Origin of the sequence: Sulfitobacter sp. BSw21498, from assembly GCF_006064855.1 — a bacterium.
In the GTDB taxonomy this organism is placed as follows: Bacteria; Pseudomonadota; Alphaproteobacteria; order Rhodobacterales; family Rhodobacteraceae; genus Sulfitobacter.
In genome coordinates, this window is sequence record NZ_CP040753.1 from 596,615 (window position 1) to 621,455 (window position 24,841).

The window sequence follows — 24,841 nt, forward strand, 5'->3', positions numbered from 1 at the left end:
AAGTATGGGGCTGTTGTCCTATGGGACGCAGACGATGCGCGCGCAGCGCGGGCATCTGATCGGCTGGGTGCCCGTATGTCTGGCCGTGGGCATCGGGGCCTATTTCACGCAGCGCGTGGAACCTTCGGCGTCGGTTTTGCTGTGGGGGGCTGGTGGTGCTGCACTGCTGGTGGCCCTCGCAGTATGGGCGGGCGAGGTAGCGGGGCCTGTCATTCTGGGCGCTGCGCTGGTTTTGATCGGGTTTGATCTCGCGGCGTGGCGGGCACATGCGGTTGGCGGACCGGTGTTGGTGTGGCGCTACTACGGGCCTATCGCAGGGCGGGTGGTGGCCCTGGACCGGAGCCAGTCTGACGCGCAACGTCTGACGCTGGATCAGGTGGTATTGGAACGCATCTCGACAACGCGTACGCCCCTGCATGTGCGCGTGTCATTGCACGGTGACAGAGCCTTTGATGCAACGATCACACCGGGATTAAGGGTGATGACAACAGGGCATCTGTCGCCGCCAAGTGGACCAGTAGAGCCGGGGGGATTTGATTTTCAGCGTCACGCTTGGTTCGCGCGCCTAGGGGCCGTCGGCTATAGTCGCACGCCCTTGCTGGCGGCGAGCCCTGCCACCGAGGGGCACCGGGGGCTGGCCGTGTTCCGTTTGCGGATGGCGGCGTCGGCACATATCCAAGCCGTGCTGCCCGGTGACATAGGCGGGTTCGCCACAGCGATTACTACCGGTGATCGGAGTGCGATTAGCCAAGACGCGTTGCGCGATCTGCGCGCCAGCAACCTCGCGCATCTTTTGGCAATTTCAGGGCTTCATATGGGGCTGCTGAGCGCCGTGGTGTTCGGGGCGCTGCGCGCGATGTTGGCGCTGGTGCCGTGGGTCGCGCTCAGGTGGCCGACGCGCAGCATGGCAGCTGCGGGCGCGCTGATTGCGGCCTGCGGCTATCTGTTGCTGTCGGGCGGCAATGTCGCAACCGAACGTGCATTTATCATGGTCGCCGTAGCGCTTGGTGCATTGATCATCGGGCGGCGGGCGCTGACCCTGCGCGCCGTCGCAATTGCTGCGACCATCGTGCTGGTCCTGCGCCCCGAAGCGTTGACGGGGCCGGGGTTCCAGATGTCTTTTGCTGCCACCACCGGATTGGTCGCGGTGTTCGGTTGGCTGCGCAGTGCCAGGATTTCGCTGGGGCCAAGATGGCTGGCTCCTGCGGTTGCGACGGTGATTTCCTCTGCTGTGGCGGGGGCCTTTACCGCACCGATCGGGGCTGCACATTTCAACACGGTCGCGCAGTATGGGTTGGTTGCGAACCTGCTGTCGGTGCCCTTGATGGGGGTTTTGGTAATGCCGGCCGCAGTAATGGGCTTGGTCGTTGCGCCGCTTGGGCTTGAATGGGCCCCGCTTTGGATCATGGGTGCAGGTCTGCGCTGGATTTTGGGGGTGGCCCAGATGATCGCCGGGATCGATGGTGCGCAGGGCCATGTGCCAGCCCCCGGTCCATGGGTGTTGCCGCTGCTCTCGCTTGGGTTTCTGTGGCTATTGCTCTGGCAGGGGCGCATGCGCTTTGCCGGGCTCGCTGCTATCCTCGCCGCGGCTATGCTTTGGTACGGTGCAAACCGACCTGCTGTCTTGATCTCCGATACCGGCAGTCTGGTCGGTGTTATGACCCCGTCAGGGCGGGCGCTCAGCAAGCCGAAAAGTGCGGGGTTCGTGGCGCTCAATTGGCTAGAGAATGACGGAGACGGTGCGGATCAAGCCCAAGCCGCAGCGCGTTGGCGCGCTCGGCTCAAGCTGGGGGGCGCAGAGGTCATTCACCTGTCAGGCAAACGGGCGCGCACTGCCTTCGGGGACTGTCAGGCCAGTCAGATCGTGGTGCTCTCGGTCATGGCTGACCCACCGCTTCGAGGCGGATGTAAGATATTTGACCCCGAAAGGCTGCGCGCCACGGGTTCGGTTGCACTAAAGATCAACAAGGGGCAGGTGACAATGCAAACGGCCCGCCAAAAGGCGGGCGCGCGATTGTGGACAGCATGGCGGTCAAAAGAAGAAAAATAACCGTTAGTAGGTGCGGATCAACCCGACCAAACGGCCCTGAACCTTGACCTTATCCGATGGCAACACCCGCGTTTCATACGCGGGGTTCGCCGCTTCCAATGCGACCGAACTGCCGTGGCGGCGGAATTTCTTGAGCGTCGCCTCGTGATCCTCGACCAACGCAACCACGATATCGCCATCGTCCGCGACAGAGGTTTCGCGGATGATCACCACGTCACCATCATTGATGCCAGCGTCGATCATGGAATCGCCTTGGACTTCAAGCGCGTAATGTTCGCCGCTGCCGCTGATCATGCCGCCTGGGACGGCGACCGATTGGGTCATGGTGCTGATCGCCTCGATCGGGACACCAGCGGCGATCCGACCCATCATCGGCACATCAAAGGACGACGCGCTGACGGGTTGCGCAGCAGAGGGGGGCGGTCCGTCGGGGCGGTCGCCGTCAATCACGCGCGGTGTAAAGCCGGCACCGGACATACCACCCAGAGTATCGGGCAGTTTCACAACTTCGATCGCGCGGGCACGGTGCGCCAAGCGGCGGATAAACCCGCGTTCTTCCAAAGCTGTGATCAGCCGGTGGATGCCGGATTTCGACCGCAAATCCAGTGCTTCTTTCATCTCGTCAAAGCTGGGCGGCACGCCATCGCGTTGGACACGCTTGTGAATAAAGGCCAGCAGATCGAGTTGTTTTTTGGTCAGCATCCGGACATTCCCCGTTTCTATTTGGGGTTTGTTCTAGAGATGTTCCTGTTTTGTGTCAACAGTCAGAGGGGGATACAACCAATGGTTTCTCCGGCTTGACGTGGGCCGTCGTCGGGCGGGCGGACCATCAGCACGTCGGCGCGTGACAGGATACCCAGCAGCGAACTGTCTTGGTTGCTTTCGGGGTGAACCGCCCCGTCACGCACCATCGCACGCATGTAATGTTCACGCGGTCCGTTGGCGGGTAAATCGACCCCAAGGGGCATATCAGCACGGGTGGCAGGGACGGCGGGTAGCCCCAGCATTTTATGCAAGACAGGTACGACAAAGACGGCGCCGCAGACCATAGCTGATACCGGATTGCCGGGCAGGCCGATCATCGCCACATCGCACAACCGCCCCGCCATCAGAGGCTTGCCGGGGCGCATGGCGACTTTGTAAAAAGACTGCTCCATCCCCATTTGCGCGGCGACAGGGGCGACCAGATCGTGATCGCCGACAGAAGCACCGCCAATGGTGATAATCAGGTCGGCATCCTGCGCCATGGTAAAGGCTTGTGTTAACGATGGTACCGTATCGCGGGCGATCGGGATCATGCGACACTGCGCACCGTGTTGTTCCAGCAAAGCGGCAAGGCCAAAGGTATTTGACGCAATGATCTGATCGGGGTTTGGCACCTCGCCTGGTTGCACCAGTTCGTCCCCGGTGGCGATGATCGCCACGCGGGGCTTGGCATAGACTGGCAGCGTTGCCACGTTCATTGACGCAAGCAGGGCGATATCAGCGGGGCGCAGCAGACGCGGGGCTTCCATCGTGTCGCCTGCGTGAAAATCGCCGCCGGCCGGGCGGATGTTGGTTTTGGCTCCGATGTCGTGCCCAAGCATGATCAGATCGCCACGACGGGTTGTATCCTCTTGAATAACAACGAAATCAGCGCCTTCGGGCACGGGGGCTCCGGTAAAGATACGCACGGCTTGTCCGGCCTTGACCACACCGTCAAACCGGTGGCCTGCGGCGGCTTCGCCGATGACCTTGAACATGGCGTCTGGTTCGACCTCGGTCTGGCGCAGCGCGTAGCCGTCCATTGAGGACGCGGCAAAGGGGGGCTGCGTGCGGGCTGCAACGACGTCCGTCGCCAGAACGCGACCGGCCGCCTGTCGTAGGCTGACCTGTTCCACCGTGGTGGCGTCTACGAGATCAAAGAGGTGCGACAGGGCGTCGCTGACGGAGATCATTCGGCCTCATACCGGCCGGATTTGCCGCCATCTTTCAGTACGACGCGCAAACCGCCGATTTCCATGCCTTTGTCCACGGCCTTGGCCATGTCATAGACGGTCAGCGCAGTGACCGAGGCAGCCGTCAATGCTTCCATCTCGACACCGGTCTGGCCGGTAGTCTTGACCGTCGCTTCGATCTGAAGCCCCGGCAGATCGGGGTCCGGCGTGAGTTCAACAGAGACTTTGGTGATGGGCAGCGGGTGACACAGAGGGATCAGGTCAGCGGTACGCTTTGCAGCCATGATGCCAGCCAAACGGGCGACGCCCATGACGTCACCTTTCTTTGCGCGACCTTCGGTAATGATATCAAAGGTTTCGCGCTGCATCTTGATGTGGGTTTTTGCGGTGGCGACGCGTGATGTGACGGGCTTGTCCGACACGTCGACCATATGAGCGTCGCCCTTGCCGTCAAAATGCGTAAGCGCCATTACATGCCCCCCGGACGCAGCGGCGTCGCAAGCAAGTTGCGGGTTGCGACCTCTACATCGTCTTGGCGCATCAGGCTTTCCCCAATCAGGAACACACGCGATCCGTATTTCGCCATATCGGCCAGATCGCCGGGCGTGTTCAGCCCGCTTTCAGACACGATCATCTTTTCCACATCCACATGTTTTGACAGCAGACACGTGGTATCCAGCGATGTCTCGAAGGTTTTGAGGTTGCGGTTGTTGATCCCCATCATGCGGCTTTTGAGCACGGCAGCGCGGTCCAGCTCTTGCTTGTCATGCACTTCGATCAGCGCGTCCATGCCCCATTGTGCGGCGGCGTCTTCAAGCTCTATGGCCTGTGCGTCACTGACCGATGCCATGATGATCAAAATGCAATCGGCCCCAAGCGCGCGGGCTTCGGCGACCTGATAGGGATCGTACATGAAATCCTTGCGCAGCACGGGCAGGGTGCACGCCTCACGCGCGGCCACCAGATACTCTTTTGCCCCTTGGAAACTGGGCGTATCCGTCAGTACCGACAGGCAGGTCGCCCCACCGGCGGCATAGGCAGCAGCCAGGGTAGCAGGGTCAAAGTCGGCGCGGATCAACCCCTTGGAGGGGCTTGCTTTCTTGACCTCTGCGATCAGTCCGTAGCCTTCGCGCGACGCGTCGAACAGCGCGTCGGCAAAGGGGCGCACGGGCGAAGCTGCTCGTGCCTCTGCCTCTACGGCCTCAAGCGGTTTGGCGGCCTTGTCGGCGGCGATCTCTTCCAGCTTGTAGGCTTTGATCTTGTCTAGGATGGTGCCAGTGTTGGTATCGGTCATGATGTCTCCGGGGTTGCCCAGTTTATGGAGCCTTGGCCTTGGGCGTGCAACCAGTCATTGCAGCGCGAGAACGGGCGTGACCCGAAAAACCCACGTCGTGCAGACAGCGGCGAAGGGTGCGGGGTTTCCAGCTTAAGGTTCGCTACGCCGTCCACGTTTCGTGCTGCCTTTTGCGCATGGGCCCCCCACAGAAGATAGGCGCGGGGACGGTCCGACAGGCGGTCCAGAATTTGCATCGTCAGCAGATGCCACCCAAGCTTGGCATGGCCGCCTGCATCCCCTGCCGGTACCGTCAACGTCGTGTTCAGCAGCAGCACGCCCTGATCCGCCCAAAACCGCAGGTCGGCAGTGCGCGGACAGGCCCCGAGGTTGTCGGTCATCTCTTTAAAGATGTTGGACAGCGAGCGGGGCAGTGGTTTGGTGTCGGCGTGGGCCGAAAAGGCAAAACCATGGGCATGGCCGGGGGTGGGATAGGGGTCTTGGCCCAGGATCACCACCCGCACCGCATCGGGTTGCGTGTGTTCAAGCGCGGCAAAGATTTGCGGTTGCGGTGGTAAAATTTGGCGCACTTCCGCAGCGAGCGTTGTGGCGATCCCCGGCAGGGTATCGTCAAAAAATGCAAGATCGCGCCAAGCCCCGAGCCGCGACAGATCGAGCGTGCTCATGCGGTTTGTGTGATCCGCGCGACTTGGGTGATTTTGTCACGCGCAGCACCGCTGTCGATGCTGTGACGCGCCATCTCAACGCCGGCTTTCAGGTCTGGTGCCGCATCCGCCACCACCAGTGCCGCTGCCGAATTAAGCAAAACCGCGTCACGGTAGGCCGAGGGGGTGCCGTCCAGCAGTGCGTTGAAATCACGTGCGTTTTCTTCGGGTGTGCCGCCAATGATGTCTTCGAACGGATGCACGGGCAGGCCGGCGTCTTCGGGCGTGATCTCGAACTCGGAGATGGTGCCGTCTGGGTTCAGGGCTGCGACCCAGCTGGTACCCGTGATCGTCAGCTCGTCCGTTCCGTCAGACCCATGCACAAGCCACGCTTTTTCAGACCCGAGCGCGCCAAGCGTTTCGGCCATCGGGCGGATCAGATCGCGGCGATAGGCACCGGTAAGCTGTCGCTTTACGCCAGCGGGGTTGGTCAGCGGACCGAGGATGTTGAATATCGTACGGGTCCCCAGCTCGGACCGTGTGGGCATGACATGGGCAATCGCGGGATGGTGCATCGGCGCCATCATGAAACCGATGCCGGCATCGCGCAGGGCAGCTTCGACGACCTTGGGCCCGACCATGACCTTGAGGCCCATCTGGGTCAGAGCATCTGCGGCACCCGATTTCGACGACAGGTTCCGATTGCCATGTTTGGCCACCACAACGCCCGCACCCGCCACGACAAAGGCCGTCGCGGTAGAGATATTCAGCGTGCCCTTGCCATCTCCGCCGGTGCCCACGATGTCCATTGCGCCTTCGGGTGCGTTGACGGGGTGGCATTTGGCGCGCATCACATAGGCTGCGGCGGCATATTCATCCACCGTTTCGCCGCGGGTGCGCAGGGCCATCAGGAAGCCGCCGATCTGGCTTGGGGTAGCTTCGCCCTCGAACAGGATTTGGAACGCTGCTTCGGCCTGATCGCGCGTCAGCGGGCCATTGGCAGCCGCATCGATAAGAGGTTTCAGAGCATCGCTCATGCGGGCACCTTTACGTTGTTCAGAAAGTTTTGCAGCATCTGGTGCCCGTGATCCGAACGGATCGATTCAGGGTGAAACTGCACGCCATGCAGGGGCAGGTTGCGGTGCTGCAAGCCCATGATCGTACCATCCTCAAGCTCTGCGGTGACCTCAAGGCAGTCGGGCAGGGTGGCGCGCTCGACGATCAGCGAATGATAGCGTGTCGCTGCAAAGGGTGACGGCAGCCCCGCAAAAACGCCCTGACCCTCGTGGTGCATCATGCCCATTTTGCCGTGCACGATCTCGCCCGCGCGCACGACCTTGCCGCCAAATGCCTGACCAAGCGTCTGATGCCCGAGGCACACGCCCAACAGCGGCGTGCGTGTCTCGGCAGCCGCAGCGGTCAGCGCCAGACAGATGCCCGCCTGATCAGGGTCGCACGGACCGGGGGACAGGATGATCCCCGACGGGTTCATCGCCATCGCGGCCTGCACGTCGATTTGATCGTTGCGGCGGATTTCAACTTCGGCCCCGAGATCACCCAGATAGTGTACCAGGTTGTAGGTGAAGCTATCGTAGTTATCGATCAAGAGCAGCATGCGGTAATTCTTTGTATTGGGGCAGGGTTTAGGGCTAGAGGAACCGCGCAAAAACACGGTATAATGTCCACTAATACATGTTCAGGGTTAAGACCCATCGTCAAGGGCAGCAGGCCGGCAGAGCCGCGCGAACCGGAACAAAAACAGGAGCGATCATAATATGTCACGCGGGTTTATTGGCGGTATCCTTATTGGTGCGGTGTTCAGTGTTGGCGTGGCTGGGGTTGCTTCGTTTATGGTGCCTATCGGGCCTGCGCCGTTGCCGACCGCACCTGCGCCAAGCGGTGAGGGTGATCGTGACAATGCGACCCAAGCCCCTGAGGCGGCGCAAGTACCTCGGCCACTGGTCGTCGCGCCGCCCGAGGATTTGGCGCAAAGCACTGACGATGTTGTGATCGTGGTAGTGCCTGAGCCTGTCGCAGAGCCGATGCCTGAACCGCAGAGTGAAGGGGTGCCCGAGGGGGATGAACCGGACGTTGCGGTGTCCGAGGGCGAGGCTGCTGCTGCCGAGGAACTTCAAGCAGAGAACACCCCCGATGCTGCGCCAGATGCAGAATCGATTAAGATGGCAGAAACCGAGGTAGAACAAGCGCCTGAACCTGCACCCGCACCTGCACCGCTGGTCGCGCTGGATATTGACGCTGCAGCGTCCGTCACCCTACCTGATGCGGCGGCACCGGACATTGCGCTTGATGATCCGATCCTGCCGAACCCGATGGCGCTTGCCCCGATGGAGCCCTCCGCACCGGATACGCTCGCGATTGAAACCCAGACGGCACCGCGCGTACAGGCCGATGCAGACATTGCGGCCCCGGCGACACCCACGCCGGATACCGACATTGCCACCGCGCCAAGCGCCCCCGACGCGCAGCCCACGGAGACACCCGCCGATGTCGTTTTTGGTGCGCCTGACGAACGCACGGACGGGCGCCCCACGATTGGAACGCCAGCGGCGATTACATCGGAGCGCGATACAGGCGTCACGATCAACCGCTTGCCTACGGCGCAGTCAGGTGAACAGGTCGCCCCCGACGCCCAAGCCGCGGTGCAAGGTCCGGCGATCACCCGTTTCGGTCAGTCTTTTGCCAACCCCGACGACAAACCCCTGATGAGCGTGCTGTTGATGGATGTCGGCAGCGATCTTCTGGGAGGCGAGGTCGGCATCGCCGCATTACGCAGCTTTCCCTACCCTCTAAGCTTTGCGGTTGATGTCAGCCTGCCAGACGCGGCAGACCGCATGAAGATCTACCGCGACGAAGGCTTCGAGGTGCTGGCGATGGTCGACCTGCCCCAAGGCGCGCAGCCCAGCGATGCCGAAACCACGCTGGCGGTGGCCTTTTCGCGATTGCCAGAGGTGATCGGTGTGCTTGAAGGTTTGGGTGCCGGCCTGCAACCAGACCGCGCCACGGCCGATCAGGTGACGGCGATCCTCGGGCAGGGCGGTTATGGGCTGGTGACCCAGGATAAAGGGTTGAACACCATGCCGAAACTGGCCGTCAAAGAGGGTGTGCCCGCAGCATCGGTGTTCCGCGACTTTGACAGCAAGGGCCAGACGTCCACCGTGATCCGGCGCTTTCTGGATCAGGCCGCATTCAAGGCGGGCATCGAAGGGTCGGTGATCATGATGGGCCGGATGCGCCCCGAGACGATCTCGGCGTTGTTGGTCTGGGGATTGCAGGACCGTGCAAGCCAAGTCGCGCTGGCACCGATATCAGCCGTTCTGACAAGCGCCACGGCAAAGTGACATAGAGGCAAACGGAATTGAAACGGACGCACTGCGCCCGTTTCAATTGACCTAGATAATCTCGTCTTCGTCGAACAGCGGGTCGCTTTCCAGCTGGGTGATCATGTCTTCGACTGTATCCGCCACGGCCTTTGGCAGCAGCTTGGCCAGATGAAACACCGCATCGCCCTCGTTCACCACAGGTAGGATCGCGCGGCCGATTAGGATGCCGTCATGGGGGGCGGTAATGTCTTCTTCGGTCTTACCAAACGGATCGGAGACGGTTGCCAAAGCGTCGCCTTCTTTAACGGTTTCACCCTCGGCACGGAAGGTGCGCAGCAAGCCACCGACCGGCGCGCGCAACCAGGTCGAGCTGGAGCAGACATGTGACTGGCGGCGCGAGGGGGCAATGCCCTTGGCAGGCAGCATGTCTTCGACATGCATCACCCGCAGAATGCCCGCAACGCCCGCCCGCACAGCCATCTCGTCAAACCGCAGCCCTTCGCCAGCCTCGTACAGCAGTACGGGCGTACCCTTGGCGGCAGCGACCGCGCGCAGCGACCCGTCGCGCAGCGGAGAGGTCAGGACAACCGGCGCAGCAAAGCTGGCGGCCATGCGCCGCGTTACGGCGTCTGATGGAGAAATACGCACCTGCGGCAGGTTGGTGCGATGGATCGCGGCAGAGTGTAGATCGATACCGAAATCACAGCGCAGCACCACGTCATTCAAAAAGATATGCGCCAGCCGCGATCCCAATGACCCCGACGGATGCCCTGGAAAACAGCGGTTCAGATCGCGACGGTCCGGCAGATACCGCGACCGGTTCAAAAAGCCAAAGGAGTTTACCACTGGGATCACCAGCAGCGTGCCCCGCAACGATTTCAACTGCGGCGCGCGCAGCAGACGGCGCACGATCTCCACCCCGATCAACTCGTCGCCATGGACGGCGGCGCTGACAAACATCGTAGGGCCGGGGCGTTTGCCGTGGATCACCTCAAGCGAGAGGCCAACAGGCGTGTGGTCCGGCAGGATCGAGATCGGTAGGTCAATCTGCACACGAGAGCCGGGCGCGACTTGTTGGCCCGAAATCTCGAACGGGGCTTGCGTCGGCATCCTCAGCTATTCCCTTGGCCCGCAAACCGTGCCGCATCCGCCGCAGCACGCCGGATTGCATCGGACTTATGGACCGTTTCCATATATTCGGACTCGGCATCGCTGTCATAGACAACACCACCACCGGCTTGAATATACAGGGTTTTATCTTTGATCACGGCAGTCCGAAGCGCGATGCACATGTCCATGTCTCCGCCCGCGCTGAAGTATCCGACACCGCCGCCATAAAGCCCGCGTTTCTCGGGCTCAAGCTCGTCGATAATCTCCATCGCGCGGACTTTGGGGGCCCCTGATACGGTGCCCGCGGGCATCCCGGCAAAGAACGCGTCCAGCGCATCGCGGTCTTCACGCAGCTCGCCCACGACATTGGACACGATATGCATCACGTGGCTATAGCGTTCGACGATGAATTCTTCGGTTGGGCGCACGGTGCCGATTTTAGCGACGCGGCCGACATCGTTGCGGCCCAGATCAAGCAGCATCAAGTGTTCGGCCAGCTCTTTCTCGTCGGCCAGCAAGTCGGCCTCGAGGGCGCGGTCTTCCTCTGGCGTAGCACCACGACGGCGGGTGCCCGCGACGGGACGGATCGTGATCTCGTCACCGAACACTCGTACGAGGATTTCGGGCGAGGCCCCGACGACGTGAAAGTCACCGAAATTGAAATAGAACATGAAGGGCGACGGATTGGTCCGGCGTAAACTGCGATAGAGCGCGAACGGCGGCTGCGAGAACCCTTGCGCCCACCGTTGCGACGGCACCACCTGAAAGATGTCGCCTGCCACGATATATTCACGGGCTTTCTCGATCGCGGATTTATAGCCGTCGCGGGTGAAGTTGCTGACGGGGGCCGCTTCTTCGTGCGCTTCGCCCAGATCACGGCTGGTGCCGGGCATGGACCGTTCCAGATCGCGCACCGCATCCATCACACGCTCGGCGGCTTGGGCATAGGCGGCCTTGGCCGATTGCCCGTCCGACACCCAAGCGGGGGAGACGATGGTGACCTCTCCCTTGACGCCGTCCAGTACCGCAATCACCGAGGGGCGCACCATCATTGCATCGGGCAGCCCCAAGGGATCGGGGTTCACATTCGGCAGGTGTTCGATCAGCCGGATCATGTCATAGCCCAGATACCCGAACAAACCGGCAGCGGCTTGCGGCAGGTCATCGGGCAGGTCGATTTTCGATTCCGCGATCACTGCGCGCAACGTGTCCAGCGGGTTGCCTTCGACGTCGGCAAACGCATCGACATCATAGCGTGCCGCACGGTTGATCGCCGACGTGGTGCCCTGACAGCGCCAGATCAGGTCCGGCTTCATGCCGATGATGGAATAGCGTCCACGCACTTCGCCGCCGGTCACCGATTCCAGCACAAAGGCGTTCTGCGCGGCACCGGTGAGTTTCAGCATTAACGAGACAGGCGTGTCCAGATCGGCTGCCAGACGGGTGTAAACGATCTGGTTCTTGCCTGCGGCATATCCTGCGGCAAAGCTGTCATAATCGGGTGTCAACGACATGGGAGACCTACCTTAGGGGAAGTTCACGTGAACGGCGTCAATCGCCTGCTGGTCGACGCGCGGTGCCGTGCGGCGGATCACGTCGTCGGAAAACGCAGCAAACAGCGCCTGAGAAAGCTGATTATCCAGCTGCGTGGCAATCTTGGTTTTGACCTGTGTCATCCGGTCATCCTTGGCGGCATCTTTTATGCTATCAAGGCGCACAAGTGCGACCTCGTCGGTGCCTTCAAGCAGCTTCACATCACCGGCTGCTGCATCAAACACAGCGGCAATGAACCCTTGGGGGGCAGCGCTGACAACGGCATCACGAGACTGGTCGGTACCGGTCTTGGGCTCAAGCCCCAGCTCCGCGAAATCGCCCCCATCAGCAAGCTCTGCCTGCAAGGTTTCTGCTTTGGCACGCAGGGCGTCGATCAACTGTTCGTTTTGCCATGCCGCTGCCACATCGGCGCGCGCGGCGTCGAATGGGTTGGGGCGTTCTTCTTTGGTGCCGTCAAGACGCATGGCAAATACGCTGCCGTCATCCAGCTGTTCGATCTGTGGAAAATCATTCTCGGTCAGGCGCGTCGCGGCTTCGCGGAAACCGGCATAGGCAGCGATGCTTTCGCTGCTATCCTGCGTCCATTCAATAGTGCTGAGGTTCATTTTGCTGTCTTCTGCGATCTGTTCGAGCGTGGCACCACCGGCCAGTTGATCGTCCAGATCACGGGCGCGGACCTCGACCAGACGCGCAGCGCGGTCGGCGGCCAAGTCTTGTACCAGCGTCGGGCGCGCCTCTTCGAAGGTGGTATTCAGCGACGGCAGCACGCCGTTCACACGGAACAATGCAGGCCCGAGGTTGCTGGGCAGGGGGCCGACAATATCGCCGACTTCAGCGTTGAACACAGCGTCGCCCGCTGCGCCAAGCTGTTGCTGGCTCAGGTCCCCCAAATCAACATCCGACAGGGACAAACCACGGTCGGCCACAAGCGCCTCGAAGGTGGTGCCGTCAACCTCCAGTGCGGCGGCGGCCTGATCGGCAGCTTCCTGATCACGAAAGACCAGACGTTCGATCAGACGGCGTTCTGGCTGGATGTACTCGTCGGCGCGGTCGTCATAGGCGGACTGCAGCTCTTCGTCGGTCAGCTCAACCTCGTCCAAAAGATCCTGCGGACCCATCGTGATATAGGTGATCGTCTTGCTGGCGGGCAGCATGAAGCGATCGGCATTGTCGTCATAAAAGGCTTGCAGCTGCGCATCAGTCGCGTCGGGCAGGGGCGCATCAAGATCATCCTGGGTCAGGTTGGCCCATGTAAAACTGCGCTGCTCGCCCACATAGGACACCAGCGTATTCGCATAGGCTTCGGGCATGGAAACACCGCCGGTGATTGCCTGTTGCAGCAGCGTCCGGCCTGCTTCTTCGCGCAGGGATTGTTCGAATTCGTTTTCGCTCAGACCGGCCTGTTGCAGCGCGAAACGATATCCCTCGCGGTCAAAGTTGCCGTCCACGCCTTGGAAAGACGGAATGTCGACAACACGTTCGCGCAGGTTTGTGTCACCGATCGACAAACCCATTTCGTCAGCCTCATTGTCCAGCGCGCGCAAACGCACCAAACGTTGCAGCACGGCGCGGTCCAGACCTATGGCTTGCGCCTCTTGGAAGCTAAGCTGCTCGCCGGACTGGCTTTCGATGGCGCGGATCTGCTGTTGCAGCTCGCGGGCATAATTATCGACTGAGATCGATTTGTCGCCCACTTCGCCGACGGTGCGTGCGCTGCCGTTCAGATTGACCGCCCCAAAACCGCCTAAACCCAGGATCAAAAGACCCATGAGCCCCCATACTGCGGTTTTCGTAAAGCTGTTGCCTTTGGCTTTCATGGTCTCATCCCTTAAACGCACATTTTGCCCTGTCTATGCGGTGCGTAGCAGGGGGGCAAGAGGCCCGTTAGACCTGTGTCAGGCGGTCAAACAGCACGTCGATCCCTGCGACATCCAGATTGGCAAAGGCGATCCGCAAATGACGCGCGCCGGTGGGGTCGTCTGTCGGGTGGAACATCGTGCCGGGCAACGTCAGAACCGCCGCATCGCGTACCAACCTCGGGGCCAGCAAAGCAGAGCTTTCCTCAAACGGATGGGACATATAGGCAAAATAGCCACCAAGCCCCAAAAGCTTCCAGCCTTTGGCGTCCAACCTGTGCATGCTATCCGCGATGGCCTGACGCCGCGCAAGTATTTCACGCCGCTCGCCGGCAAGCCAGCTGTCAAGGTTCTGCATCCCCCAAAGGGCGGCATGCTGTCCGATCTGCCCGGGGCAGATGGCAACCGTATCAAGGAACTTCTCGACTTCGGTCAGCCGGTCTTCTGATGCGACAATCGCACCCACGCGGTGCCCCGTCAGACGGTACGCTTTGGAAAAGGAATAGAGGTGGATCAGCGTGTCATGCCAGTCGGGGTCTTGAAACAGACGGTGCGGCGGGCCTGAACGGCTGTCGAAATCACGATAGGTTTCATCTACGATCAGCGCGATGCCGCGGGCGCGGGCCAGATCGAAAAACGCCTGCACCAGCTCTTCGGGATATTCGACGCCGCCGGGGTTATTTGGCGTCACCAAGGCAATGGCGCGGGTGCGGTCGGTAATGAGCGAGGCCGCGTGATTGGGATCAGGCAAAAGCGCGTCGCCCACAGCCAGCGGCACGGCGGCCACGCCCGACATATCCAGCCACATCTTATGGTTAAAGTACCAAGGCACCGGCAGGATCACCTCGTCGCCCTCGGTACAAAGCGTGGCAATCGCAGCGGCAAATGCCTGATTGCAGCCTGATGTAATTGCCGCCTGCGCAGGTTCCACGGCACCGGCGTAATGGGCGCTGACCTGAGCGGCCAGCTCGTCGCGCAATTCGGGCAGACCCAGAACTGGACCATAAAGATGCGCGTCATCATTATTCAGCGCGACATCCGCCATAGCCTGACGCATCGCCTGCGGGGGCGGGTCGACAGGGGCAGCCTGACTGACGTTGATCAAGGGCCGGTCAGCGTCAAAATGGACGCCTGTCAACCACTTGCGCGCCTCCATCACCGGAGGAGAGAAAGTCGCTGCGGTACGCGGGATCATGTCAAAGGTGCTCCTGGCTAGGCGAGGGAGGGGATGCTCCGGCGAGCGAACCTGAATGGAGCCCTAGACTGCACGCAGCGTCTGCTTCCAAATGGTTCTGAATCCTCGCCGAAGGCATGTGTCTTCGGGCGCGCGTTCAGTCCTTGCCGCGGTAGGGTTCGACGTATTGCAAGGCCATGTCCCAAGGAAAGAAAATCCAAGTATCCTGGCTGACCTCGGTGATGAACGTATCCACCTGCGGGCGTCCTTTGGGCTTGGCATAGACCGTCGCCAGATGTGCATTGGGGTAAAGCTGGCGGACGACCTCGAGGGTTTTGCCTGAGTCCACCAGATCGTCGATGATCAAGATGCCCGTTCCGTCGCCCATCAACTCGGCATCGGGGGCTTTCAGTACGACCGCTTCTGATTGGTCCTGATGGTCGTAGGACTTGATCGAAATCGTATCGACGGTGCGGATGTCCAGCTCGCGCGCGGCGATCATCGCGGGGGCCATACCGCCACGGGTGATGGCGACCACAGCCCGCCAGCCGCCATCGTCAGGGCCCATACCGTCCAATCGCCACGCCAGCGCTCGGCTGTCACGGTGAATCTGGTCCCAGCTGATGTGGAACCCTTTTTCGTGGGGCAGGCGCGAGGCATCCTTGCTCATGTCGTTATTCCTTTGTCATGTCTGGGGCGTCGACGGCTTTCATGCCAACAACATGATAGCCCGCGTCCACATGCAGGTTCTCGCCCGTGGTGCCAGACCCAAGATCGCTGAGCAGAAACAGCGCCGATTTACCCACATCGTCGATTGTGACATTGCGGCGCAGCGGCGAATTATATTCGTTCCACTTCATGATATAGCGGAAGTCGCCGATGCCCGAGGCGGCCAAAGTCTTGATCGGGCCGGCGCTGATCGCGTTGACGCGGATGCCGTCTTTGCCCAGATCTTCGGCCAGATATTTAACCGACGCTTCCAGTGCAGCCTTGGCGACGCCCATCACGTTATAATGCGGCATCACTTTTTCCGCACCGTAATAGGTGAGGGTCACCGCACTACTGCCCGGCTTCATCATCTTTTCCGCGCGCTGCATCACAGCGGTGAAGGAATAGACAGAGATGTCCATCGACATTGCAAAGTTGGCGCGGCTGGTGTCCACATAGCGCCCGCGCAATTCGTTTTTGTCCGAGAACCCGATCGCGTGCACGATAAAGTCGATCCCGTCCCAGCGTTCGCCAAGAGAAGTGAACAACGCATCGATCGACTCTTCCGACCCAACGTCACAGGGCAGAACAATGTCGCTTCCCAACTGTTCTGCCAGCGGGCCAACACGCTTTTTCAGCGCTTCGCCCTGATAGGAAAACGCCAGCTCTGCACCGGCGTCAGCAAGAATGCGTGCGATTCCCCAGGCAATCGACTTGTCATTGGCAAGGCCCATGATAAGTCCACGTTTGCCTGCCATAAGGTCATTTGCCATTGTTTTTCCTTCGACTATGTCACTGAGCTTTTATCCGGTTTATGCTATTGATAGTTTGGCATCAAGGCTGCACGATGAGCGCGGCACTTTCAGAGCATTCCGTAGAAAATCGCCTCGGCGGATCTAGGCGCGGGGGTGTCTTTAGTTGTTCTTATATGTCATTTGATATACAGCAATGGCGCAAGATTGCGCTGCTGCGCATAGAAGGGGGTCAGGATTATGGAAGCGCGCAAAGGTATATTTGCCGGTGATAACCCTTTCGACATTGCACGCCGCTGGCTCGATGAAGCCACAAATACCGAGATCAACGACCCGAACGCTATCGCGCTTTCCACTGTGGATGCGGACGGGTTGCCTAATGCGCGGATGGTTCTGCTGAAAGATATAGAAGACGCGGCCTTTGTCTTTTACACCAATTATACCAGCGCCAAAGCGCAGGAACTGGATCAGGCGGGCAAAGCCGCCTTTGTGATGCATTGGAAATCGCTGCGCCGACAAATTCGTGTGCGCGGCACGATTACAAAAGAAGAAGGCCCACAGGCGGACGCTTATTATAAATCACGTTCGCTCAAAAGCCGGTTGGGGGCTTGGGCCTCTGACCAATCGTCCCCTCTTGCCAGCCGCGCGGCCTTGGTTGCCGAGGTGGCAAAGGTTACCGCCAAGAAGGGACCAAACCCAGACCGCCCCGCTTTTTGGGGTGGCTACCGGATTACGCCGGTTGAGATAGAGTTCTGGGCTGACGGAGAGTATAGATTGCATGACCGTTTTGTCTGGCGACGTGCCGGACCAAGCGACGATTGGAGCGTAACGAGATTAAACCCATAAGGCGATTTTTTGTCGCTGATATTTTGTACGCGGGCACACAGTTGCCTGACCTAGAGAAGACCAAAGGACATTTGTGTCAGAAGTATCCAGCAATAGCTCTGCCGTTTCCGGCGTGGTGAAATGGTTCGACCCCGCAAAGGGGTTCGGTTTCGTTGTCTCTGACTCAGGCGGGCCCGATATCCTGTTGCACGTCAATGTGTTACGCAATTACGGTCAAAGCTCTGTCGCGGATGGCGCGCGTATTGATCTCACGGTTCACAAGACCGAACGCGGTGTGCAAGCGACCCAAATCCATGCCGTGCACCCGCCTGCCTCAGCCCAGGCCATGGCCCTGTCCGATATTGTGGGCATCGACCCCGCCCTTGTGGCTGCAGCACCACTGGAACCCGCCCGGGTCAAATGGTTCGACAAGTCAAAGGGCTTTGGTTTCGCAAATGTGTTTGGCAAAAGCGAAGACATCTTTCTACATATAGAGGTGTTGCGCCAGTCGGGTCTGTCGGATTTGCAGCCGGGCGAGGCGCTGGCGCTGCGTGTCATCCAAGGTGAGCGCGGGCAAATGGCGGCAGAGGTACATGCATGGGAAACGATACGGCTCGATTCATCCGGCACCGCGCAAAGCTGATCCGCGCGGGCGTTCTTGCGCTTGCTGCGGTTACCGTTGCAAGCGGCGCGTCCGCTGCGTGTCGCGTAGACAGCGTGACCTTGCGCGGGGATTGGGGACAGGCGCGGTTCAGCGTCGAGGTCGCCGATGATGACGGTGAACGCGCCCAAGGGTTGATGCATCGCACATCGCTGCCGGGCAGTGCAGGCATGCTATTTATTTATGACAGACCCCAACGTCTTAGCTTTTGGATGCGTAACACATTGATTCCGCTGGACCTGTTGTTCATCGATGCGCGGGGTGTGGTTCGGAATATCCACCGCAATGCCATTCCGCTCGACGAATCTCCGCTGGAGGGGGGCAGTGATGCGTTGCTTGCTGTGTTGGAAATTAACGGCGGATTAAGCGCGCGCATGGGTATTACCACCGGCACACAGCTGCGCCATCCTGCCTTTGCAGGGCGTAATCCCGCGTGGCCCTGTTAGTTCTTCAAAAACTATCGTTTTCTGTGCAGTTAGGGCTTTTCAATCCGATTGCTTGGGGCTAAGTAGGCCGCAGTCGGGGCGTGGCGCAGCCTGGTAGCGCACCTGTTTTGGGTACAGGGGGTCGGAAGTTCGAATCTTCTCGCCCCGACCACTTTAAGAACCACCACATATAGTGTTCCTGATCTGCTTCATGCAGATCAGAACGCTGTATTTGTGTGCAATCTTACCTTTTTGCAACAGAACCGCCTTCTAGATGTGGCCAAATGGCCCCGCCTTGCAGGCTAGATCTGGTGACTGCTAAAAAAATAATAGTCCACAGTTCAGCATTTCTTATCCCCAGCCCGCTGTGCGGTGTTTTGTGGATAACTCAGGCGATGCATGAGGCAACTGTGCTAAACGCCAGTGTCTGTTAACTTTATCCGAGATGCCACATTCGGGTCACCCCGTTTGTGCTCTGTGCATATCATTTTGCTGAATCGCCGCATTCGCCAAAGCTTCAAAAAATGCCGATCCGGTCAAGCCTCTAGTTTCCGTAAGACGATAATAAACCCGTTGACCCGATAGGGCTGCATACGCCAGTTTGTGTGAGTTGATGGGCGTGGCACTATATCTGGTGTCAGATAGGGGCGGCGCTTGGATCAGGTGACTTCAGGTATCGCGGGTTTGCGCCAGTTAAAATGGCACCGATGCGAGGCCGGCCTGACCGGTGTACAGGCGACGATGCACACCTGCGACAGCGTCGAGCGGCTTCATCATGCCGCGGGTTGAGAGTTTGGAAATTGGGGCGGCACTTATGAAAATCGAAAGAAAATTCACGCAATCCGGTCAGGATGCATATGCTGAACTGGACTTTGTGAGCACCGCCTCCGAAATCCGCAATCCTGACGGGTCAGTGGTTTTTCGCCTCGATAACGTCGAAGTGCCCTCAAGCTGGAGCCAGGTCGCCTCTGATGTGATTGCCCAGAAGTATTTCCGCAAAGCGGGCGTGCCCTCCGAGACCAAGAAGGTCAAAGAAAAGGGGGTGCCGGAATTCCTGTGGCGTTCCGTTCCCACCGAGGGTGCCACGATGGGCGGAGAGACATCCTCCAAGCAGGTGTTCGACCGCCTTGCCGGTGCCTGGGCCTATTGGGGCTGGAAAGGTGGCTATTTCACCACCCAAGAAGACGCCCAAGCCTATTATGACGAGATGCGCCACATTCTGGCCAGCCAGCGCGGTGCTCCCAACAGCCCGCAATGGTTCAACACCGGTCTGCACTGGGCCTATGGCATCGATGGGCCGGCGCAGGGGCATTATTACGTTGATTATAAAACTGGCAAGCTGACGCGTTCGACCTCTTCTTACGAACACCCGCAGCCCCATGCGTGTTTCATCCAGTCGGTTGCTGATGATCTGGTCGGCGACGGCGGCATTATGGACCTGTGGGTCCGCGAAGCGCGTCTGTTCAAATACGGGTCCGGCACGGGCACCAACTTTTCCAGCCTTCGCGGGGCAGGGGAGAAGCTGTCGGGCGGCGGCAAGTCGTCGGGTCTGATGGGCTTCCTCAAGATCGGGGACCGTGCGGCGGGCGCGATCAAATCCGGCGGCACCACGCGGCGCGCGGCCAAGATGGTTATCGTCGATGCGGACCACCCCGATATCGAGGACTTCATCAACTGGAAGGTCATCGAAGAGCAGAAGGTCGCATCTATCGTCGCCGGCTCCAAGATGCATGAACGCGAGCTGAACAAGCTTTTCGCCGCGATCAAGGCGTGGGATGGGACACAAGCCGATGCCTATGACCCCGCGAAAAACGAACAGCTGAAAGCAGCAATCCGCAGCGCCAAAAAATGCGCGATCCCAGAAACATACGTCAAGCGCGTACTGGATTATGCCAAACAGGGCCACACGTCGATTGAATTCCCGACCTATGACACCGACTGGGATTCCGAAGCCTATTCGTCCGTCTCGGGCCAGAACTCCAACAACTCGATCCGCGTCACCAACGCGTTCCTGCATGCCGTCGAGAAAGACGCCGATTGGGAACTGCTGGACCGCACCACAGGGCGCGTGTCGAAAACCATCCGCGCCCGTGATCTGTGGGAACAGGTCGGCCACGCGGCATGGGCCTGCGCCGATCCCGGCATCCAGTACCACGACACGGTCAACGACTGGCACACATGCCCCGAAGATGGTGCGATCCGTGGGTCAAATCCCTGTTCTGAATACATGTTCTTGGACGACACGGCCTGTAACCTGGCGTCGATGAACCTGCTGACCTTCCTGCAAGACGGGGAGTTCATGGTCGAAGATTATATGCACGCTTCGCGTTTGTGGACTGTTACGTTGGAAATTTCGGTGATGATGGCGCAGTTCCCGTCCAAGGAAATCGCGCAGCGGTCTTACGACTTCCGCACATTGGGTCTGGGCTATGCCAACATTGGCGGCTTGCTGATGAACATGGGCTTTAGCTACGACAGTGTTGAAGGCCGTGCGCTTTGTGGTGCGCTGACCGCGATCATGACCGGCGTATCTTATGCAACCTCGGCCGAGATGGCCGGTGAATTGGGGGCCTTCCCGGGCCATGCCAAGAACGCAGACCACATGCTGCGCGTCATTCGCAACCACCGCAATGCGGCGTATGGAAATGCAGACGGCTACGAGGCGCTTTCGGTCAAGCCCGTACCGCTGGATCAAGCCAACTGCCCCCAAGCCAACCTGATCGCCATTGCAACGGCAACGTGGGACGAGGCCCTGCGCCTTGGCGAGAAACACGGTTATCGCAACGCGCAAACATCCGTCATCGCGCCTACGGGTACTATTGGTCTGGTGATGGATTGTGATACCACGGGGATCGAGCCCGACTTTGCGCTGGTCAAGTTCAAGAAGCTCGCGGGGGGTGGTTATTTTAAAATCATCAACCAATCGGTACCAGCAGCGCTCGAGAAACTGGGCTATGGCTCTGCGCAGATCGAAGAAATTGTAAGCTATGCTGTTGGGCACGGCACCATCGGGAACGCACCGGCGATCAACCACACGACACTGGTCGGCCACGGTTTCGGTCCCAACGAGCTGGCCAAGATCGACGCGGCACTGGCGCAGGCCTTTGACATCCGCTTTGTCTTTAACCAGTGGACCCTGGGCGAGGAATTCTGCACCCAAGTTCTGGGCATCCCGGCTGAAAAGCTGAATGATCCGACGTTTGACCTGTTGAAATCCTTGGGCTTTTCCAAAAAAGACATCGAAGCAGCCAACGACCACGTCTGCGGGACGATGACGCTGGAAGGCGCGCCGTTCCTCAAATCTGAACACTATGCCATCTTCGATTGTGCCAACCCGTGCGGTAAAAAGGGCAAGCGCTATCTGTCCGTGGACTGCCATATCTACATGATGGCCGCAGCACAGTCGTTTATCTCGGGGGCGATCTCCAAGACGATCAACATGCCCAATGATGCCACGATCGAAGACTGCCAAAGCGCGTACGAGCTTTCCTGGTCCCTCGGGGTGAAAGCCAACGCGCTCTACCGTGACGGATCAAAACTGTCGCAGCCCTTGGCCTCTGCGTTGGTCGAAGATGACGACGAAGCGGCGGAAACGCTGGAATCCGGCACAAACCACGAGAAGGCTGTCGTGCTGGCTGAAAAAATCGTCGAGAAAGTTATTGTCAAAGAGATCATCAAATCGCATCGCGAAAAGATGCCTCAGCGGCGCAAGGGCTATACCCAAAAGGCCAATGTGGGCGGGCACAAAGTCTATCTGCGCACCGGTGAATACGAAGACGGCTCCTTGGGCGAGATCTTTATCGACATGCACAAGGAAGGCGCGGGCTTCCGCGCGATGATGAACAATTTTGCCATCGCCGTGTCCGTGGGCCTGCAATACGGTGTCCCGCTCGAGGAATTCGTTGACGCATTCACCTTCACCAAGTTCGAACCCGCCGGCATGGTTCAGGGAAACGACAGCATCAAGAACGCGACCTCTATTCTTGACTATATCTTCCGCGAGCTGGCCGTGTCCTATCTAGATCGCACTGATCTGGCCCATGTCCAGCCTGAAGGTGCCAGCTTTGACAGCATCGGACGCGGAGATCAGGAAAGCGTTGTGAACGTCTCAGAGCTCTCGGAAACTGCGGCAACGCGGTCGCTGGAGGTTCTCAGGCAGATTAGCTCAACCGGCTATCTGCGCAACCGGATGCCTCAGGATCTGGTATTGCTGCAAGGCGGGAATGGGCAGGGCGGCACCCAGACTTTGGACCGTGCAATGCCTCAGGCTGCGCAGCTATCCGCGTCAGCAACCGTGGGGTCAACCACAGCGGTCTCGAGCGGTGCAGTCAGCATGGACGCACGGGTGAAGGCAAAGATGCAAGGCTACGAGGGCGAAGCCTGTGGGGAATGCGGAAACTACACACTGGTCCGCAATGGAACTTGCATGAAGTGCAACACCTGCGGCGGCACGTCCGGCTGCAGCTAAAGCAATTTGAGTGAGTTTGTTGATGAAAAGCCAAGCATATGAAGCCCATTTCGAGTGTTTCGGCGGCCATTTACAGGGTGATTAACGCCCAGTTCGCGTAAGTTGTTGATTTTATTGACGCGGGCTGGGGGCAGATCCTTTATGGAGTTTGATGGCCTAATGCAGCAATCACGGAGGGGAACGAGACATCTTTTGGGGGCATGAGGGTACAAACGGAATAGCATCGAGCCCTAGTGCGGCTTCAAGATCTTAGCAGTTTCGAAATGAGAAAAGAGATAGTTTCTTCTCTCATTCCATCGAACAGGGGGCCGGTGCGCTAGCCCCTAACGACGGCCAAGCCGCAGGCATAAAACAAACGAGTGGTAAACGATGAGCTTGGCTATGCGAAACTTAGGGTGCCCTCCGGGCACCCTTTTTTCGTTTCTATACCAACAAGCAATAGCGCTATGGAATTCGCAGTGTGGTGATAGATTGAACTTTGATAGCTAATTCTGAGTAATAAGGTCCGCTTTACACTCGAAATCCGCGCTGCTGCTCAGCGAACGTCGGTGTCTACGACTTGATTTTTGGAGCTAGTGCAAGGGTGTAAAATTTCTTCATTTTGGAAATGGCTGTGAAATACAGAATCATCAAACACTTTTCGTAATTACCTAAAATATGGTCCTCGGGTTTTGAAGTTCGTTCCATATCTTGCCATAGGTTTGGTATCTTTTGAGTGTAGGATGTTGGTTTAACTATATGATAATAAATGAGTTTTACCAATATAATGAGTATACTTGATAAATAATCCGTCTCGGTGCATCATTTTTTTGTCAGATATCTGAGTCTGGCGAGGGGAGTGCTTTGGCCCAAGCGGCTAAAGCGAGGAGGAGGAAAGTGATGCAGAAAAATAATCTAATAAAGGTGGCCGCTGCGCTAAGTTTAATGTCAGCCGCTGGGGTTGCTCAAGCCGATACAATGCGGATCGCCCACGGGTTCCCGGCTCAATCAATTGTAGATGATACCTTTAAAACGCTCGCGCAACATGTCGAAGAAAATACTGATCTTGATACCGAAGTTTTCGCGCTAACGGTGCTGGATCTCAAGCAAGCTTCACCAGGGCTAACATCTGGCGTGGCGGATTCTACTATGCTGTTAACCGCCTATTTTCCAAGCGAGTTTTCTGAACAGAATTTCGTCGCAGATCTGACAATGGTTGCTAATTTGGGAGAACGGCCAACCAGCATCGGTGCGACGGTGGGTGGGGCGTTGATGGAATATGTCACAATTCAATGTCCTGAGTGCGTTGAGCAGAATTTGGCTCAGAACCAGATTGGGCTAGCGTTCGCACCAGGTTCTCAATTCTCGTTGCTGTGCAAGGAGCCCATATCATCGGTCGCTGACGTCAGGGGCCGTGCGATACGTGGTCCAGTGAGTGTATTTCGACGTTGGGCTGAAACCATGGGGGCCTCACCGATAACGATTTCTGCGAATGAAGTTTTCGATGGTCTAAATCAGGGCCTTGTCGATTGCACTATCAACGCAGTGGGCGAAATGAGTAACCTAAGCCTTTTTGATGTTGTCGGTGGAATTACTCCGGGCATGCCAGGAGGGACATTTGGCGGCTCGGGTATCGGGCAGTTGAACCTTGATTTTTGGCTGAGCCTTTCGCTCGAGGATCGCAAGGCAGTGGCGCGTGGTATGTCGAAAGCCACCGCTTTCATGGTTACCGGATACATGAAGCAAGAAGTGATAGACCTTCAAACCGCACGTGATCAAGGAATTGCGATAGTTGAGGCTGATCCCGATCTGAAATCTGCAACTGAAGCATTCATCAAGGATGATATCGAGACAATCAAAGCGATCTATCGCGATGATTTCGGCTTGGAAAAAGTTGATGAAAAAGTCGAAACTTTCATAGGATTGTTGGAAAAATGGAAAGCTTTGACCGACCCACTTGATCCGACTGACACTGAAGCTTTAACCGAGCTGTACTGGACCGAAATACATTCGAAGTTGAACCTTGAAACCTACGGCCTGAATTAGGCTGTTGGATAATGGGG

The 24,841-nt window shown here is 58.7% G+C and carries 20 protein-coding genes and 1 tRNA gene; 8 read left to right on the forward strand and 13 right to left on the reverse strand.

Features of this window, described 5'->3' with window-relative positions; genetic code table 11:
• Positions 1–4: 4 nt before the first annotated feature.
• Positions 5–2,050: a ComEC/Rec2 family competence protein gene (locus E5180_RS02960; protein ID WP_138923087.1), complete on the forward strand. Its 2,046-nt coding sequence runs from the start codon at positions 5–7 to the stop codon at positions 2,048–2,050.
• Between the two features lie 3 nt (positions 2,051–2,053).
• Here E5180_RS02960 and lexA read toward each other — a convergent pair whose 3' ends face one another.
• The 7 genes from lexA to E5180_RS02995 form a co-directional block, all read right to left on the reverse strand.
• Positions 2,054–2,752 carry a transcriptional repressor LexA gene (gene lexA / locus E5180_RS02965; protein WP_138923088.1) on the reverse strand — a complete coding sequence of 233 codons (699 nt, stop codon included), beginning with the start codon at positions 2,750–2,752 and terminating at the stop codon, positions 2,054–2,056.
• 62 nt (positions 2,753–2,814) lie between these two features.
• Entirely contained in the window at positions 2,815–3,987 is a 1,173-nt protein-coding gene (locus E5180_RS02970; RefSeq protein WP_138923089.1) for a molybdopterin molybdotransferase MoeA, read from the reverse strand.
• Complete coding sequence (gene moaC / locus E5180_RS02975) at positions 3,984–4,457, reverse strand: cyclic pyranopterin monophosphate synthase MoaC (RefSeq protein ID WP_138923090.1); 474 nt, start codon at positions 4,455–4,457, stop codon at positions 3,984–3,986. Before moaC ends, E5180_RS02970 begins: the two co-directional genes overlap by 4 nt.
• Positions 4,457–5,281: an indole-3-glycerol phosphate synthase TrpC gene (gene trpC, locus E5180_RS02980; protein ID WP_138923091.1), complete on the reverse strand. Its 825-nt coding sequence runs from the start codon at positions 5,279–5,281 to the stop codon at positions 4,457–4,459. Before trpC ends, moaC begins: the two co-directional genes overlap by 1 nt.
• A complete protein-coding gene (locus E5180_RS02985; RefSeq protein ID WP_138923092.1) occupies positions 5,278–5,946 on the reverse strand; it encodes a uracil-DNA glycosylase in 669 nt (222 codons plus the stop codon). The genes trpC and E5180_RS02985 overlap by 4 nt, the downstream gene beginning before the upstream one ends.
• The gene (trpD, locus tag E5180_RS02990) at positions 5,943–6,962 is read right to left on the reverse strand and encodes an anthranilate phosphoribosyltransferase (RefSeq protein WP_138923093.1); all 1,020 of its coding nucleotides are present in this window, start codon (positions 6,960–6,962) and stop codon (positions 5,943–5,945) included. The genes E5180_RS02985 and trpD overlap by 4 nt, the downstream gene beginning before the upstream one ends.
• Entirely contained in the window at positions 6,959–7,540 is a 582-nt protein-coding gene (locus E5180_RS02995; RefSeq protein ID WP_138923094.1) for an anthranilate synthase component II, read from the reverse strand. The genes trpD and E5180_RS02995 overlap by 4 nt, the downstream gene beginning before the upstream one ends.
• A 160-nt stretch (positions 7,541–7,700) precedes the next feature.
• On the opposite strand from E5180_RS02995, the gene E5180_RS03000 reads away from it, so the two are divergent.
• Positions 7,701–9,284 carry a divergent polysaccharide deacetylase family protein gene (locus tag E5180_RS03000; protein WP_138923095.1) on the forward strand — a complete coding sequence of 528 codons (1,584 nt, stop codon included), beginning with the start codon at positions 7,701–7,703 and terminating at the stop codon, positions 9,282–9,284.
• A 51-nt stretch (positions 9,285–9,335) separates the two neighbouring features.
• Here E5180_RS03000 and E5180_RS03005 read toward each other — a convergent pair whose 3' ends face one another.
• From E5180_RS03005 to fabI, 6 genes are all read right to left on the reverse strand, one after another.
• On the reverse strand, positions 9,336–10,376 hold the full coding sequence (locus E5180_RS03005) for a succinylglutamate desuccinylase/aspartoacylase family protein (RefSeq protein WP_138923096.1): 1,041 nt from the start codon (positions 10,374–10,376) through the stop codon (positions 9,336–9,338).
• Between the two features lie 2 nt (positions 10,377–10,378).
• Positions 10,379–11,890, reverse strand: a complete 1,512-nt coding sequence (trpE, locus tag E5180_RS03010; RefSeq protein ID WP_138923097.1) for an anthranilate synthase component I — start codon at positions 11,888–11,890, stop codon at positions 10,379–10,381.
• Between the two features lie 12 nt (positions 11,891–11,902).
• Positions 11,903–13,747, reverse strand: a complete 1,845-nt coding sequence (locus tag E5180_RS03015; protein ID WP_138923098.1) for a peptidyl-prolyl cis-trans isomerase — start codon at positions 13,745–13,747, stop codon at positions 11,903–11,905.
• Between the two features lie 67 nt (positions 13,748–13,814).
• Complete coding sequence (locus tag E5180_RS03020; RefSeq protein ID WP_138923099.1) at positions 13,815–14,981, reverse strand: aminotransferase; 1,167 nt, start codon at positions 14,979–14,981, stop codon at positions 13,815–13,817.
• 136 nt (positions 14,982–15,117) lie between these two features.
• Entirely contained in the window at positions 15,118–15,630 is a 513-nt protein-coding gene (gene gpt, locus E5180_RS03025) for a xanthine phosphoribosyltransferase (RefSeq protein WP_138923100.1), read from the reverse strand.
• 4 nt (positions 15,631–15,634) lie between these two features.
• Entirely contained in the window at positions 15,635–16,441 is an 807-nt protein-coding gene (gene fabI / locus E5180_RS03030) for an enoyl-ACP reductase FabI (RefSeq protein WP_138923101.1), read from the reverse strand.
• 219 nt (positions 16,442–16,660) lie between these two features.
• Between fabI and pdxH the strand changes: the two genes are divergently transcribed.
• The 6 genes from pdxH to E5180_RS03060 all read left to right on the forward strand — a co-directional run bounded on the left by pdxH (position 16,661) and on the right by E5180_RS03060 (position 24,824).
• Positions 16,661–17,266: a pyridoxamine 5'-phosphate oxidase gene (gene pdxH / locus E5180_RS03035; RefSeq protein WP_138923102.1), complete on the forward strand. Its 606-nt coding sequence runs from the start codon at positions 16,661–16,663 to the stop codon at positions 17,264–17,266.
• 73 nt (positions 17,267–17,339) lie between these two features.
• A complete protein-coding gene (locus tag E5180_RS03040; RefSeq protein ID WP_171048887.1) occupies positions 17,340–17,888 on the forward strand; it encodes a cold-shock protein in 549 nt (182 codons plus the stop codon).
• Complete coding sequence (locus tag E5180_RS03045; protein WP_138923103.1) at positions 17,843–18,352, forward strand: DUF192 domain-containing protein; 510 nt, start codon at positions 17,843–17,845, stop codon at positions 18,350–18,352. Before E5180_RS03040 ends, E5180_RS03045 begins: the two co-directional genes overlap by 46 nt.
• A gap of 74 nt (positions 18,353–18,426) precedes the next feature.
• Positions 18,427–18,503, forward strand: a tRNA-Pro gene (locus E5180_RS03050).
• 642 nt (positions 18,504–19,145) lie between these two features.
• Positions 19,146–22,799 carry a vitamin B12-dependent ribonucleotide reductase gene (locus tag E5180_RS03055; RefSeq protein ID WP_138923104.1) on the forward strand — a complete coding sequence of 1,218 codons (3,654 nt, stop codon included), beginning with the start codon at positions 19,146–19,148 and terminating at the stop codon, positions 22,797–22,799.
• An 879-nt stretch (positions 22,800–23,678) separates the two neighbouring features.
• Entirely contained in the window at positions 23,679–24,824 is a 1,146-nt protein-coding gene (locus E5180_RS03060) for a hypothetical protein (protein ID WP_254700583.1), read from the forward strand.
• Positions 24,825–24,841: the final 17 nt, after the last annotated feature.